The sequence below is a fragment of the Halorubrum sp. SP3 genome, assembly GCF_005435195.1.
In the GTDB taxonomy this organism is placed as follows: Archaea; Halobacteriota; Halobacteria; order Halobacteriales; family Haloferacaceae; genus Halorubrum; species Halorubrum sodomense.
Map to the genome: position 1 here is coordinate 1 of NZ_SGTU01000003.1, position 14970 is coordinate 14970.

16 protein-coding genes and 1 tRNA gene are annotated in these 14970 nt (G+C 67.0%); 5 read left to right on the top strand and 12 right to left on the bottom strand.

Annotated elements, in window-relative coordinates; translation table 11 throughout:
* Positions 1-121 precede the first annotated feature (121 nt).
* The 8 genes from EXE42_RS02695 to EXE42_RS02730 form a co-directional block, all read right to left on the bottom strand.
* Positions 122-1408: a glucose-6-phosphate isomerase gene (locus EXE42_RS02695; RefSeq protein WP_137705848.1), complete on the bottom strand. Its 1287-nt coding sequence runs from the start codon at positions 1406-1408 to the stop codon at positions 122-124.
* 85 nt (positions 1409-1493) lie between these two features.
* On the bottom strand, positions 1494-2597 hold the full coding sequence (locus EXE42_RS02700; protein ID WP_092920342.1) for a DoxX family protein: 1104 nt from the start codon (positions 2595-2597) through the stop codon (positions 1494-1496).
* 119 nt (positions 2598-2716) lie between these two features.
* Complete coding sequence (locus EXE42_RS02705) at positions 2717-3274, bottom strand: class I SAM-dependent methyltransferase (RefSeq protein WP_092920343.1); 558 nt, start codon at positions 3272-3274, stop codon at positions 2717-2719.
* Between the two features lie 87 nt (positions 3275-3361).
* Positions 3362-4504, bottom strand: coding sequence for an aminotransferase class V-fold PLP-dependent enzyme (locus EXE42_RS02710; protein ID WP_137693611.1), 1143 nt, complete (start codon positions 4502-4504; stop codon positions 3362-3364).
* Between the two features lie 85 nt (positions 4505-4589).
* Positions 4590-4928, bottom strand: coding sequence for a thioredoxin (trxA, locus tag EXE42_RS02715; RefSeq protein WP_092920344.1), 339 nt, complete (start codon positions 4926-4928; stop codon positions 4590-4592).
* A 235-nt stretch (positions 4929-5163) separates the two neighbouring features.
* Positions 5164-5448, bottom strand: coding sequence for a translation initiation factor eIF-1A (locus EXE42_RS02720; protein ID WP_004595341.1), 285 nt, complete (start codon positions 5446-5448; stop codon positions 5164-5166).
* A gap of 108 nt (positions 5449-5556) precedes the next feature.
* Positions 5557-6243 (bottom strand): AAA family ATPase, encoded by a 687-nt coding sequence (locus EXE42_RS02725; protein WP_092920345.1) that lies wholly within the window; start codon positions 6241-6243, stop codon positions 5557-5559.
* Between the two features lie 64 nt (positions 6244-6307).
* Positions 6308-6613, bottom strand: a complete 306-nt coding sequence (locus tag EXE42_RS02730; RefSeq protein ID WP_092920346.1) for a helix-turn-helix transcriptional regulator — start codon at positions 6611-6613, stop codon at positions 6308-6310.
* Between the two features lie 352 nt (positions 6614-6965).
* Between EXE42_RS02730 and EXE42_RS02735 the strand changes: the two genes are divergently transcribed.
* A complete protein-coding gene (locus tag EXE42_RS02735) occupies positions 6966-7301 on the top strand; it encodes a winged helix-turn-helix domain-containing protein (RefSeq protein ID WP_092920347.1) in 336 nt (111 codons plus the stop codon).
* A gap of 20 nt (positions 7302-7321) precedes the next feature.
* On the opposite strand, the gene EXE42_RS02740 is transcribed toward EXE42_RS02735, so the two are convergent.
* Complete coding sequence (locus tag EXE42_RS02740; RefSeq protein WP_137693613.1) at positions 7322-7585, bottom strand: hypothetical protein; 264 nt, start codon at positions 7583-7585, stop codon at positions 7322-7324.
* Positions 7586-7725: 140 nt separating this feature from the next.
* Here EXE42_RS02740 and EXE42_RS02745 point away from each other — a divergent pair, with 140 nt between their 5' ends.
* The 3 genes from EXE42_RS02745 (at position 7726) to EXE42_RS02755 (ending at position 11007) form a co-directional block, all read left to right on the top strand.
* On the top strand, positions 7726-8937 hold the full coding sequence (locus tag EXE42_RS02745) for a DNA cytosine methyltransferase (protein WP_092920349.1): 1212 nt from the start codon (positions 7726-7728) through the stop codon (positions 8935-8937).
* Positions 8938-9100: 163 nt separating this feature from the next.
* Positions 9101-10291: a hypothetical protein gene (locus tag EXE42_RS02750; RefSeq protein WP_137705849.1), complete on the top strand. Its 1191-nt coding sequence runs from the start codon at positions 9101-9103 to the stop codon at positions 10289-10291.
* Entirely contained in the window at positions 10288-11007 is a 720-nt protein-coding gene (locus EXE42_RS02755; RefSeq protein ID WP_092920351.1) for a hypothetical protein, read from the top strand. Before EXE42_RS02750 ends, EXE42_RS02755 begins: the two co-directional genes overlap by 4 nt.
* Positions 11008-11230: 223 nt before the next feature.
* Here EXE42_RS02755 and EXE42_RS02760 read toward each other — a convergent pair.
* Positions 11231-11305 (bottom strand) — tRNA-Val (locus tag EXE42_RS02760).
* Between the two features lie 173 nt (positions 11306-11478).
* Here EXE42_RS02760 and EXE42_RS02765 point away from each other — a divergent pair.
* Complete coding sequence (locus EXE42_RS02765) at positions 11479-12615, top strand: Xaa-Pro peptidase family protein (RefSeq protein ID WP_137693617.1); 1137 nt, start codon at positions 11479-11481, stop codon at positions 12613-12615.
* Between the two features lie 68 nt (positions 12616-12683).
* Here the strand turns inward: EXE42_RS02765 and EXE42_RS02770 are convergent, their stop codons facing one another.
* Both EXE42_RS02770 and EXE42_RS02775 read right to left on the bottom strand, forming a co-directional pair.
* Positions 12684-14072, bottom strand: coding sequence for an NAD(P)/FAD-dependent oxidoreductase (locus tag EXE42_RS02770; RefSeq protein WP_092920353.1), 1389 nt, complete (start codon positions 14070-14072; stop codon positions 12684-12686).
* Positions 14073-14226: 154 nt separating this feature from the next.
* On the bottom strand, positions 14227-14883 hold the full coding sequence (locus EXE42_RS02775; protein WP_092920354.1) for an AIM24 family protein: 657 nt from the start codon (positions 14881-14883) through the stop codon (positions 14227-14229).
* Positions 14884-14970: the final 87 nt, after the last annotated feature.

The following is a 14970-nucleotide window of genomic DNA, read 5'->3' on the forward strand; positions in this document are numbered from 1 at the left end:
CCCGCTCCCCGACCGCGGCCGTCAGGGGGTCTTCGCTCATCGTCGGCGGTACGGTTCGCGGGGCTTTAGGCGCACCGGAAGGGGATCGGCGGCGTCGACTCTCGACCCGCCGGCCGCGGCCTCAGTCGATCCGCAGCTCGCGCTTCTCCTCGACCGCCTCGGCCTCCGCGAAGTCGCCGCCGCCGAGCAGCCCCCGGGCCGCCTTCTTCCCCCACTCGACGGCCGGCTGCGTGAACGTCGACACGCTCGCGAGCTCGCCGTACAGCACGCAGGCCGCCTCCGTCCCGAACAGCAGCTCCCCCAGCGCGCGCTCGTCGACGCGGTCGATCTCGACGCGCACGTTGGGGACGCCGGCCGCCGCGAGGCTCGCCTCCGTCGCCTCGAACTCGGCGTCGAGCAGCCCGCCGAGCGACGAGCCGCCGAGGTACGCGAGCCCGTCGAGGTCGGTCTCGGGAATCGGCACGTCGGCGCGCTCCGTGGGTCGCACGAGCGTCACCAGCTTGTCCGGCGGCCCGGCGCGGTACAACTGGAGCTGGGAGTGCTGGTCGGTCGCGCCGAGCGCGCGGGCGGGGGTCTGCCCGAGTCCGTCCTTCCCGAGGCTCTCGGCCCAGAGCTGGGCGAACCACTCCGCGAACGTCTCCAGCGACTCCGCGTACGGCATCACGGCGTTGGTGAGCGCGCCCCGCTCCGCGAGCGCGTACGTCGCCGCGCCGTAGGCGTACGCGGGCGACTCGTACAGCGAGCCGGCCAGCGCGTCCATCCCGTCGCGGCCGCCCGCGAGGACGGCCTCGATGTCGTGACCCTGGAGCGCGGCGACCGCGAGTCCGACGGTCGACAGCGCCGAGAAGCGTCCGGGAACCCCGTCGGGAACCGGTAGCGAGGGGAGGTCGTGACGGTCGGACAGTTCGCGGAGGTTCCCCGACTCGCCCGTAGTGACGAGGGTCCGCTCGGTCCAGTCGACGCCCGCGTCGGCCATCGCCTCGCGGACGACGAGGAAGTTCGCGAGCGTCTCCGCGGTCGTCCCCGACTTCGAGACCACGTTGACGACGGTGTCGTCGAGCGGGAGGGACGCGAGCAGGGACCGGGTGTCGTCCGGGTCGACGTTGTCGAGGAAGTACGCGTCGACGTCGCTGTCGAGGGCCGTCGCGAGCGTCGCCGCGCCGAGGGCGCTCCCGCCGATACCGACCGTCAGCACCGCCTCGGGGCGGTCGAACCCGTCGACCGCGGCGCGGATCTCGCTCGGGTCCGCGGTCTCGGGGAGGTTCAGGGCGGCGTACCCGAACTTGTCGTCGGCCATCCCGGCCGCGATCCGCTCGTGCGCGGCCGCGACGCGGTCGTCGAGTCTGTCCAGCGTTTCCGTCGTGAGCCCGGGGGTCGTCTCCAGGGCGTTGCCGAGGTCCACGCGCATACGTGTCTCACCGCGCGAGAGCGACTTAAAAACCGCCGACCGGGCTGAGCGCCGCCCCCGCAGCGAGGACGCGGCGACCGGAACGTTAGTCGGCCGCCGCGACCGGTTCCTCGCCGTCGTCGAGCGCCGGGCGACCGATCAGCCGGTCGACGGAGAGCGGGCCGGCGCCGAGCGCGAAGACGGCCGACGCGAGGCCGAACAGCGCCACGTGAGCGAGGACCGGGTCGTCCGGGAGCCCGAACAGCGTCGTCGTGAACAGGACGAACGAGAGCGCGGCCGCGCCCCGGGTGAAGAAGCCCGCGATCAGCGCGAGGCCCACGGCGACCTCGGTAACGCCGGCGCCGACGACCCACAGCCCCGGGTCGACGGGGACGACCGACGTGAGGTCGTACTTCTCGACGACCTGTAGCGCGCTCGCCGGATCGGCGAGCTTCTGGATCAGGCCGAGGTAGACGAACGAGACGCCCATGCCGACCCGGAGCACAGTGGGGACGTACCGCCTGAGCGGGGCGGTCGCCTCGTCGAGGAACGACTTCAGGTGGTGGACCGGGTCGATCCGGCCGTAGTACGACCCCGGCGTGCTGGCGACCTCGAGCAGCATGTCGTCGGCGCTCGGCCGACCGCCACCGAGGACGAGCAGCGCGAGGAGCACCGGGACGTACTCCACGGCGAGAACGACGAGCGGGTCGACGGCGACGAGCACCCACGCGTACGTCAGCAGGCCGGCCGCGGCGGTGATCCGCGTCGCGAGCCCGAAGAGGGTGAAGAAGCCGAGCCCGATGAAGAGGACGCGGAGCAGCGGGCTGGTCGCCGGTTCGAACGAGAGCGTCGGTGCGAACAGGTACCCTTGGAAGCCGGCGCCGACGAGGGGGAGCCCGACGGCGAGCCGCAGCATCCACGGGACGAGGTCGCCGTAGCTGGCGAGCTTCTCGCGGAGGACGACGACGTCGACGACGGTCGGGCGCACCCAGAGGTACGCGCCGATTCCGGCGGTCGCGAGGAGCCCGGAGCCCGCGAATAGTGCCGCGTTGAACGGGTCCGACAGCACTTCCGCGATGAACGCCATCGCGTCGAGCGGGTCGCCCGAGTCCTCGGTGACGTAGTCGACGTGGGCCGCGGCCGGCCGAGCGACGAGCGTCGCGAACAGGGCGAACGCTGCGACGGCAACCGATCGGAGACGAACGGACATACCCCGCGTACGAGCCGAACGCACCTAACGGTATTTCTTCACGAACGTTCGAATCCGACCCTGTAGGTCGTTTCTGCGCCGCTTCGAGCCGCTCGATAGCCGCGTCAGGGGGCCGCCGCCTACGGCGCTCGCGCGACGAGCGCGAACGTCTCGGTCCGCGTCTCCGCACGCTCTACGTCGAACCCGGCCTCGGCGAGCGCGTCGCGCGCGTCGCTCACGGGGTAGCGCTCGTCGACCGGGGGCCCGTGGTCGCCGCCGCCGTCGGCCGACCAGTCGAACACGACGAGCCGTCCGTCCGAGCGGATGACGCGGGCGACCTCGTCGATCGCTTCCGGGCTCGCGAACTCGTGGTACGTCATCGTCGAGAACGCGCCGTCGATCTCGCCGTCCGCGAACGGGAGGTCTGCGACGTCGCTCGCGACGAGGTCGACGTTGTCTGGAGCGCCCTTCTCGCGGTAGTACTCGTGCATCTCGGACTGGACATCGACGCCGTAGACCGTCTCGGCGTGCTCGGCGACGTCGTCGGTGTAAAAACCGGTGCCGCTACCGAGGTCGGCGACGACCTCGACGCCGCCCTCGATCAGCGGACCGACCAGCTCCTCCGCGGACACCCAGCGGTAGCGGTCGGGTCGATCTAGCCGCTCCGCCCGGTCGGCGTCGAACGTGTGAAATCCCATGCGCGGTCTTGTACGGCGAGTGCTTTAACGTGTCCGGTCGCCCGGTGTCCGAGCACGGGTCCGCGCGGCGGCGTCTCCGATCGCGGCTCACCACTCCGCGTCGAGCGCGTCGATCAGCCGGTCGATCTCGGCCTCCGTCGAGACCGCGTGAACCGACGCTCTGACCCCGTCGGGGTGCGGCAGCGACCGGACGACGATGTCGTCGTCGGCCAGTCGCTCGACGGTCGCCTCCGGATCGTCGACGTCGATCGTGACGAGTCCCGACTCGTAGGACCGCGGGCTGAGGAGTCGGTCGTCGGGAACGCCGGCTTTGAGGCGATCGGTGAGCGACTCGATCCGCGACTCGATCGCGTCCAGGCCGACCGCGTCGATCGCGTCGAGCGCCTCGGCGAGGCCGACGTGCGCCGCGGCGGTGGTCGTCCCGACCTCGAGGCGTCCCGCCGCCGGCTTGAACTCGATCGCCTCGCCGGTCGGGTCCTCGACGCTCCGGTAGCCGACCGCGCGCGGCGCGAGGTCGGCCGCGGCGTCGCGGTCGACGTAGAGGAAGCCGGCGCCCCACGGGCCGAGCGTCCACTTGTGGCCGGCTGCGGCGACCGCGTCGGCGCCCCACTCGTGTACGTCCATCGGGACCTGACCGGGCGACTGGACCGCGTCGACGAGGGTGAACGCGCCCGCGTCGTTCGCGACCTCGACGAGGTCGGCGACCGGAAGGCGAGTGCCGTGGGTCCACGTGATCGCGCTGAAGCAGACGAGGCGGGCGTCCGCGACGGCCTCGGCGTACTCCTCGCGGTCGACGCGGCCGTCCTCGGTCTCCAGGACGCGCACCTCTATCCCCTCGCGTTCGAGCCGCTGCCACGGGAGGACCCCGGCCGGGTGTTCGAGGTCGGTTCGGACGACGACGTCGCCCGGTTCCCAGTCGATAGCGCCCGCCACGCGGGTGATCCCGTCGGTGGTGCTCTCCGTAAGCGCGACTTCCTCCGGGGCGGCGCCGACGAACGCCGCGATCCGCTCGCGCACCCGCTCGTACGTCTCGAACGCGTGTTCGTACGGGTCGGTCGCCGCGGAGCCGTACTCGTGCTCCTCGATGAACGAGGCGGCCGCCTCGACGACGTACTCCGGGCTCGGTCCGTGCGCGCCGAAGTTGAAGTACGCCGCGTCGCCGAGGGCCGGGACGTCCGCGCGGAGCTCTCTCGGGGTCATACCGTCGTCGTCGAGTTGGATCGTTCTCATGGTGTCGGTTTCGGCCACTCGGGCCGCGACTGGCCAATCGGTGACCGCGTTCGGGTGATTCCGTGTGCGATGCCCGAAGGTACGCTCAGGCGGTGTGCTCGCCGATCGCGTCGGCAAGCGCCCGCTCGCTCTGCGCCCCGACCATGCGCTCTGCGAGCTCGCCGTCCGAGAACACGAGCAGGGTCGGGATGCCCTGAACGCCGTACTCGCCGGCCAGCGCCTGGTGGACGTCGACGTCGACCTTCAACACCGTCGCGTCGGTGTCTTCCGCGACCGCCTCGACGGCGGGCTCCATCATCTGACACGGGCCGCACCAGTCGGCGTAGAAGTCGACGAGGACGACGCCGTCGGCGACGTGTTCGTCGAACGCGTCGGCGTCGGTCAGCTGGATCGGCTCTCCGGGTGCGGCTTCTGTCGAACTCATACCTACGCCTACGCGCCGCGTGGTGATAATGGTTTTGGATAGTATTCACAATACTATGGCAAGAAAAGCGCGTACCGGCCGTCCGGCAGCGTCGCGATACGAGCCGGTGCGGTGGCTATCCGCGTTCGAAAATCCCGTCGGATCGAGCGAGCGAACCCCGGACCTGACGGTGTCGGAGCGGAGAGAGATCGCAAGGAGACAGTCGGCGGCGACCCGGTGCGGCGCGGTACTTCGACTACTGGATGTGGCCTTCGCGGCGGAGCTGGTCGGCGTCCTCGTCCTCGTACCGCCACTCGACGTTCGCCTTCTCGTCCTGCCAGTCCCACGGCTCGGCGAGGACCACGTCGCCCTCGCTGATCCACGTTCGGTACTTCATGCGGCCGGGGATCCGGCCGAGCCGCTCCTCGCCGTCGGCGCAGCGCAGCTGAACGTGGTTGCCGCCGAGGTGTTCCGTCACCACGGCGAACACTTCGTCGTCGTTGGGCATTCGGAGGTTCTTCCGCCCGGATTCTTCGCTCATACCTTCCGTTGTACGCTCGCCCGTATAAGTGATTGGAGATGGGTGTGTGCGCCCGCCACGCGACTCGTTCGCACGACTGCGACGGTTATGCGTCGACCCGTGGCCGCCTCACTCCGCGTCGGTGAGCGCCGCCGATCGGCCGTCGGAATCGACCGTCGCGTCCTCGGCCGACACGTCCGTTCCGAACGCGGCGTCGACCTGCGCGAACGCCTCCGCCTGCGTGCCGGAGTTGTCGACGACGACGTGGTCGGCCGCCACCTCGTCGAACAGTTCCTTGAAGCGGAGGTGGATCTCGAAGTCGGCGTCGCTGATCCCGTCGCGGCGCTCGATCCGGCGCTCGACGACCTCCTCGTCGCAGGCGACCTCGACGAGGTCGAACGCGACCCCGGCCTCGGCCGCCGTCTCGCGGGCCTGCGTCCGGAACCGTGCGTCCGCGAACGTCGCGTCGAGGACGACGGCGCCGCCGGCCTCCACGTCCTCGCGGGCGCGAGAGAGGAGCTCGGCGTAGACGGCCTCGGTCTCCGCGTCGGTGTACTCGGGGTCGGGAAACAGTTCCTTGCGAATCACGTCGGTCCGCCGGATCCGACCGTCGACGTGGGCCGCGACTCGCTCGGCGACCGTCGTCTTGCCGACGCCCGGAAGCCCGCAGACGACGATCAGCCGTCCAGTCGACGCCCCGTCGTCGGCCGCGTCGGCGGGCGAGGCGGACGGCGTTGGAGAGCGGGAATCCGCCGTTTCACCGTTCGAAGCCGGCGATTCGGTCCGATCCGGCGCTCGACCGCCTCGGTCACTCATCTACGCATAGCCTCCGGGGTGAAGTAAAAGAAAGTTCGCATCTGAAGGTCGCCGTGGGCGACCCTCACGCTTCACCCCCAGCTTGCCACGCGCGGCGCGCTCCGAGCGCGCGACGCGCGGTCTCGGTGAGTCGGTACTCGTTGGTGCGCCTGTCGCGTGCCCGCTTGGCGACGAGGTCGCGCTCGACCAGCCTGTCGAGGTTCTGGTAGAGGCGGCTGTGGTTGATCGCCTCGCCGTAGTAGTCGGCGAGGTCCGCCTTCAGGGCCGTCCCCTTGCGGGCGTTCTCGTGGGAGAGCGCCCAGAGCAGGTCGCGCCGGAACGCGGTGAGGTCGGCGAGCGCATTGCGGTCAGGCGCGCACTCCGCGCTCATGCGTCGTCCTCCGCGCAGTCGTGGTAGACGGGCACGCCGCGTGCGGCGTCGTAGCCGTCAGCCGGCGCTGGACAGCGTGCGCAGTCGGTGGGTTCGCTCGATTCTCCGGTCGTCACGCAGGGCTTAAGCCCCGCAGTTGCCATCGTTGGCATGGTTCTGTGTCACGGCACAGAACCCGACCCGGCCGGGTGCTCCAACACCGCGGCCGGGATTCCTACATTTTGTCACTCGCCGAGGGCTCGTCACTTGGGTTCTGTGGCTACATATGAATTCTCTCGTTACTTGAATGTACGGAAAGTGATTGAAAACACTATACGGTCTTATATTAAATATGGGTGCGCCAGTGTATTATATGAGATATGCGGGAGAGTGGATGTCTGCTGCTGACGATCGGATTTTGGAGTATCTCTCTGAACACGAATCTGGTTCTCCAACGAAAATGAAGAGGGAGGGACCGATTCGATATTCACGTGTTCAGGTCCACCGACGATGTAAGAAGCTAGCTGAAGAGGGTCTCGTCAAAGATCTCGGAAACGGTGTCTACATGATCACTGACGACGGTGAGGCGTATCTCGACGGCCGACTCGACACCGAGAATTGGACCTACATTGATGACGACAATGATGCCGTCGAGGCACAGAACCCGACGGACAGTGAGGCCTCGAACGGGGACGCCACCCGAATGTGAGTTATAGATCTATACAAGGGTCAGCGTTTATTTTCGAGGAACTCCCACTCTAGCGTATTAGTATCAACTCGAAGTACACCGACGTTCGTTGTTTCATCAATCGCTCTAACATCGATCTGATCCCGGACGTGCGACTCCACGGAGAGCTCTTCGAGCCGCCACTCCTGCGAATCCAACGCCGGCGGAATATCGTCTCCAGACACGACATTCACCGATCGAAGTGTCCCGTACCGTTCCGGTGTGACATCCACTTCGATCGGGAGCTCAACGAGGTCACCGCTCATACGTCGACTTCAGCGCCCCACGATATGAAATTTGCTCAGGAAGATCCGGCTCCGTGACGAGCGTCACCCGGACGAGCCGTCTCCCTAACGATTTTCCCAGTACCAACGATTAAATACAGTTGAGCGGCACTTTCCGATAGATGAGTCAGCAGGACCTGACCTACGTCGATCTGTTCGCGGGAGCGGGCGGACTCTCCGTCGGCCTCGAACGCGCCGGCTTCGAGCTCGTCCACGCGGTCGAGGTCGACGACGACGCCCGCGCCTCGTTCGCGAACAATCGCGAGGGTCTGGAACCGACGGAGCTGACACAGGACATCCGCGGGGTTGACAACCAGGATGTCACCGAGGTCGTCGGCCGCGACACCGTCGACCTCGTCGCCGGTGGCCCGCCCTGTCAGGGATTCTCCGAGGTGGTCAGTCCCGACGGGAGCGACGACCGAAACCACCTCTTCGTGAACTTCATCTCGTGGGTGAACGAGCTCGACCCGAAGGCGGCACTGTTCGAGAACGTCCGTGGGATGCAAAACACCGCCGACGGGAAGTTTCTCGACGCCGTCGAGGAGTCGTTCGGCGAGATGGGCTACGATGTCAGCTACCGCGTCGTAAAGGCGTCCGACTTCGGCGTCCCGCAGCAGCGTCACCGCCTGCTGGTGCTCGCGACGAAGCGCTCGACGACCGAGTTCCCCTTCGACGGCTTCGAGTTAGACCCGATCGAGACCCCCGGCGTGATCGCCGGAATCGGCGACCTCCCCGAAGTCGGTCCCGGCGAGGAGAAGACCGAGTACGACGTCGAGCCGACGACGGTCATTCAGGATGACCTCCGCGGCGACAACACCGATCTCACCCACCACCAAGCCGCGAACCACACCGAGGACATGGTGGAGATGATTTCGCACATCTCTGACGGTGGAAACCGAACCGAGATCCCGGACGAGCTCCAGCCGTCCTCGGGCTACCACAACTCCTACTCTCGACTCGACTCGCGGGAGCCGGCCGTCGCGATCACCTCGAACATGTCGAAGCCCTCTAGCGCCCGGTGTATCCATCCGTTCCAGCATCGCGGGCTCACGCCGCGCGAGGGGGCGCGCTTACAGACGTTCCCCGACTGGTACCGCTTCGATGGCGGCCTCGTCTCGGTCCGGAAACAGATCGGGAACGCGGTGCCGCCGTACCTCGCGGAGTCCGTCGGCTACTACCTCAAGCAGAGCGTCTACAGCCAGACGCTGACCGACGAGGAGCGAGAGCGCATCTACAAGCTCCGCTGTGGTGGGATGGACCTCGCCGAGTTCGAGGAGGAGAAGTCGGATATCGGCGGCCACGCGCAGCAGGTCACGCTTGACTTCGCTGACTAATAGGAGTCGAATAGTTTTCTGGCAGATTCCAAAAACAACCTCGGAAGCGCCATCGGAATCAGTCCCAGTAGGGAACGTCTAGCGTGAATTTTCCTCTACTTAGTTTCTCGTTTTCCAATGCCAACTTTTCTAAGCGTGTCTGTTGACCGGACAGTATACGCAGATGAGTAGATGGAGCGACGATCGTGCCGACCACGACGATGAAGCGATAGAGATGTTTTTACAGAGCCATTTCCCGGCCACCTATTTCGGGAATCAATCGGATCTGTCGGCATCCGACGGCTTTGGCGATGGGATCTCAGACGCTGAGCGCAATGTGATTGATGCGCTCGTTTCTGAGGCGGGGACGCAGTTCGCATCTTCGAAAGGGACGCTAGGGCTCGCGATCGACTTTGTTGTCCTCGCCGAAGAACTGGCAAAGTACGACGACTGGCTGGCCGGTTTTAACCCTGACATCACTGTCGACGACATCCTCGACCGCTACGAGAGCACGGCGAAGTCGTCGCTGACACTGAAACGCGGTGACACTCGGGAAGGGATCCGAGCGTTCCACAACGAGCTGATCGAACTGTTCCGGGAGGACCTGAACCGAACCAATTTCCCGAGCTCACCGGGCCACCACACCGGCGAGTGGGAGCGGTACGACGACATGCTCGAACTCGCGTTCCGGCTCTCTCGCGACGGTCGCTTCGTCGCCGCACAGGAACTCTTCGACCTCGGTCTAGAGCGGTTGGAATCGAGCGAGTACGAACGGCATGACCCGCCGCTCGAAGAGCCCTTCCTGAAGGTACTCCGAGACTACACACGCAAGGCCCCAAATGAACAGGGCGGATCGGCGTACCAGGCACTCTGTTACGGGTACGTCAAAGCGGAGTGGCCGCACTTGTCTCTCCGCGTGAGTAAGGTCCGAACCGGCTCCTCGCGTCAACAGCGGTACGGCGACATTGACGGGTACCACGGTCCCGACCTCATGATCTCGGTCGAGGTCAAGGACCGCGTTATCGATGAATCGAACGTCAGTGCCGAACTCGGCACGATGATGAAGGTCGCACAGAACACGACCGCCATCGCCATCGCGATCTGTACAGAGGTGAGTCCGGAAGCCCGCGAAACGCTCGAAGAAGCAGATGTCCGGGTTCTGGATGACGAGGACATCAGCCGACAGCTTCGATTCTGGGACTACCACAAGCAGAACCGGGCGCTTCACGGGATGGTTCACTTCTTCGCCAACATCGAGGAGAATCCCGACGGCGTTCAGCGACTCTTACGGTTCGTTGCGAGCATCGACCCGGACAACCGCGTCCTCGACCATCTCGCTGACTCGGACGTACAGATGGGGCTCGACGAAACATGAAGCGGCCAGAGGTCCGAGAGCGCTTCGTCAACCGCGACGCGGAACTCCCCTATGGACTCGAAGTCTCGCAGGTCGTAAGCGCGATCGAGAGCTTCTACGAGTACTGGCACGAGGTGAATGAGTGGCACCTCGAACAAGGGTACGGACGGTTCCACGAGCAGTTCCGAGCGAACAACGCGATTGGTGGCTTCGTCAGTCACCGACTAACCACTCGTTTTGCGGAAGAGTCTCCGGACTTCGTCCTCAACCGTCTCGACGACGGATACCCGGACTTGCTCTACGATGGGACCGATCACGAATGGCCGGACAATTACGCAGTCAAGGATTCCGACAACGGTCCGGGCTTGGAAGTCAAAGCGTCGAAGGGGAACACGTTCTACGCACACCACAATGTCGAGGGGTGGCTCCTCGGAATCCACTATCGGATAAACGCGCGGAGCAAGTCCACCACGGACGACGCCCCCGCCCCGAACAAGACGCCGCCTATCGATGTCACACAGGTCCTGTGCGCGAGCATGGACCACGAGGACTGGGAGTACCGCGACGCCGAGGGCTCGAACCGGACGAACACCAGCGAGCTAAAGGCGAAAGTCGGGCTTCACGAGATGCGGAAGAACCCGATCATCGAGATGGAGTCTGCGATTACCGGAGTGGGAGATCTCCTTCGAGAGTACAAACAGGCCCACGCTGAGTTCGACCCAGACTACTCGGTATAACCGAGTGGAAAAGCTCAGAGCGCAGCAGTACGCGCTGTTAAAAGACGGATATCCTGCGGGCGATGCTACCAAAATTGCGAGGAATCAAAAGTGGGTTGGGGCAGATTTGAACCTCAGTCACTCCGCTCGCTAGCGCTCGCTCCGTTCTCTGCTTCAAATCCGCGGCACCATTTTGTCGACACGGACCGCTCGCTGTCGCTCGCGGTTGCGGTGTCGATAAAAATGGGTTGGGGCGGATTTGAACCGCCGGCCTCCTCCATGTCAAGGAGGTGTCATAACCGGACTAGACTACCAACCCGCAGGGGCTTACTGACGCGTCTCGTCGTACCCGGGGGACGTAATTGAACCTTTCGTTTCGGGGATCCGGACGGGGTGAGTCACTACCCGCCGATCGGGCGACGGCGGGCCCCCGAAGCCGACGGCGCGCGAGGCTTTCGACCGTTTTTACCCGCTCGCCGATAGTCCGTTCGTATGGTCGAAACTGCCGCCCGCACCGACAGGCTCGACGCGTACCTCGACGAGCGCGGGCTCGAGGCGGTCTGGTTCGCTCGCCCCAACGGCTTCGCGTGGCTCACCGGCGGCGACAACGTCGTCGACGCCGACGCGCCGACCGGCGTCGCGGCCGCCGGCTACGACGGCGACCTCCGCGTCATCACCGACAACATCGAGGCGGACCGGCTCGCCGCGGAGGAGCTCCCGGACGCGTTCGCGGTCGAGTCGGTCCCGTGGTACGCCGACTCGCTCGCCGAGGCGGTCGCCGAGCGCTCGCCCGCCCCCGCGGCCGCGGACTTCGACGTGCCCGGCTTCGAGGCCGTCGACGGCAGCCGCCTCCGACAGCCGCTCACCGACGACGACGTCGAGCGCTACCGCGAGCTGGGCCGCGAGGTCGCGGCCGCCGTCGAGACCGTCTGTCGGAACCTCGAACCCGAGGACCCCGAGTACGAGGTCGCGGCCGGCATCGACATCTCGCTCGCCTCCCGCGACGTGGACACGCCGGTCGTGCTCGTCGGCGGCGCGGACCGGGCGCAGGCGTTCCGTCACTACACGCCGACTGACGCCGCTCTCGGCGACTACGCGCTCGTGTCGGTCACCGCCGAGCGCGCGGGGCTGTACGCCTCGATGACGCGCACCGTCGCGTTCGACGCCCCCGACTGGTTCGAGGAGCGCCACCGCGCCGCGGCGCGCGTCGAGGCGACCGCGGTCCGCGCCACCGAGGCCGCCGCGGCCGGAGCGCTCTCGCGGGACGGCGGTACCGAGGACGCCGCCCCCGACACCGCCGGCGACGTCTTCGAGGCCATCCAAGCGGCGTACGACGCGGTCGGCTTCGCGGACGAGTGGGAGAACCACCACCAGGGCGGCGCCGCCGGATTCGCCGGCCGGGAGTGGTTCGCGACCCCGGACGGCGACGAGGCGGTCCGGCGGCCGATGGGCTACGCGTGGAATCCGACGGTTCAGGGCACGAAAAGCGAAGACACCCACCTCGTCACGTCCGATCTGACCGAACGGCTCACGAAGACCGGTCGGTGGCCGACTCACGAGGTCGAACCGGTTGACGTCGCGGGGATCGAGGCCGAGCCCGTCGAGCTGGCGGCGCCGGTAATCCGGTAACGGGACGGACTCGGCGGAGGACCCGCCGCCGCCGCCCGAACGCCGCACCGCGCCGCGCGAACGCGGCGTCAGTAGACGTACTCGCTCTCGTCGATGCCGACGTAGTCCTTCTTCACCCGGCGCTTGTTCCACTTGTAGCCGAGCATGAGCTTCAGCGACTCCCAGCCGGAGCGGTACGGCTGCGAGAGGAGGCTGTCACCGGTCTCGGCGGCGAGCATCGCGTCGGCCGCGCCGATGACCCGGTTCCAGTCGTCCGGCTCGTACTCCGCGACCATGTCGGCCATCGTCACGTTGCGGACGGTCTCGTCGCCGATCGCCTCCTTCCAGCGGCGGTTGTACGCGGCGAGGTCGCCCTCGGCGGCGAGTTCGCCCGCGATCGCGCCGGTGCGGACCGCGACGTGGTCGCCGCCCTCGTGGAACGCCGAGGTCGTCCCCATCGCGCCGCCCGCGACCGCGATGCCGGCCTCGACCGGCGAGTCGATCGGTCGCGTCGACGAGATCGGGTAGGTCTCCGTCCCGTTCCGCTTCCCGGCGTCGTCGACGACGGGGAACTCCTCTTCGATGTCGTACTCGTCGCCGTACTGCCACTCTAAGAGCCGGCGGACGTACTCGCCGCCCCGCGGAATCGACTCGTCGTCGGCGTCGAGCAGCGCGTACGCGTCGCGGTCGAACTCCTCGATGTCGAGTCCGATCGGCATCGTCAGCCCGACCCGACAGACGCGGTCCGCGTTCGGGAATATCCACGGGTAGGCGGTCTCGCCCGGCATCACGCCCCACCAGAAGACGAGGGCGTCGTTCACCTCCTCGAACACCGCCTCGGGGACGCGCCGGTACTCCTGGTACGCGATGTGGTTCGCGGTGCGGGAAGCGAGCCGGTCGGAGGCGGCCGCGTCCGCGGGCAGGTACTCGTCGAGGACCCGGTTGGTCACGGTTCGCTGCGGCCCGTCGGCGAGCACGACGAAGTCTGCGCCCACGGTCCCGCCGTCCGCGAGTTCGAGCGTGTGGCGCGGCTCCTCGTCACCGGATCCGACCGAGAGGTCGGTGTCGACGCCGCGGACGGAGGTCCCGGCACGGTACTCGGCGCCGGCCTCCTCGGCGCGGTCGCGGAGCCAGTCGTCGAAGCGTGCGCGGTGGAAGGTGTACCCGAACTTGTCGTACGAGGAGTCGATCCCGGTCGAGGTGAGCGTCGCGGACTCGTCGGGGCCGCGGAACTCGGCGCGGTTCAGCTCGCGCTGGACGACCCCGTCGCCGAACTCGTCGGGGTGGATCCCCATGATGTCGACCCAGTAATCCAAGATTCCGGCCGCGTCGGTCGAGTCGGGACCGAGCCCCTCGCGGTCGGCTCGGGGGACTCCCTTCTCGAGGACCAGGGCGTCCGCTCCGCCGGTCGCGGCGGCGTGCGCCGCGGACGACCCGGTCGGCCCGCCGCCCACGATCGCGACGTCTACGCGTTCCATACCCCGAGAGGTTCCCGTCCGGCTATTAAATTCACGGTCCGTTGCGGCACGACGTCGCTTTCGCGGTGTCGGTTTCGTTCGAATCTCCGCGTTCAGGTCGGCCGCCGATCGGTCGGAACCGGTGGGTGTCCGATCCCTTCGGAGCGGCGCCGTCTCAGACGTGCTCCTCGTGCGGTTGGACCACGACGAAGCCGCCGGCGCCGTCGAAGCGCATCTGGTAGCGCTCGCCCGACTCCTGGCCCACCATGTCGGAGAGGCTCCGGTTGACCTCCACGTCCGGGGAGGTGCCGCTCCACGCGACGGTCGCGCTCGGATCGGTCGCCACCGGCGGTTCCAAGACGATCGGGTCGCCGTGGGTGGTGAGCGCGGCGTACCCCGGCCCTTCGAGGTAGACGTTGCTGAAGCCGCCCGCGAACGCTCCGGCGAGGCTGTCGATGGTGCTGATCTCGTAGGTGAGCGACTCCTCGAACGCGAGCACGTCCTCGCCGTTGACCGTGATCGACTCGTCGGCGCCGAGTTCGACCACCTGTACCTTCTTGCCGTTGTCCGCGAAGTAGACGTGACCGTCGCCCTCGACGGCCATGATCGGCGTCCCTTCGCCGGTCGCGGACTGCTTGAGGAATCCGGTGATACCCCCTTCCGCGGAGGCCTTCCCGGTGAACGAGACGTCGCCCGTGTACGCGACCATCGAGCCCGCCTTCGCCATGACGGTGCCGGCGACCTCGACGTCGAGGGTGTAGCTGTTCTCGCGCTGGAACGGTTCCGCGCTGTCGGTCGGTGCGTTCTCCGCGGTGAACTGATCGAGATTCATGGTGCGGGGACCGAACCGTTCGGTTCGGCTACAAGAGGGTTCCGCGCTATGGCTTAAGAATGTACGGGCTGCGTGCGAACGTTTGGC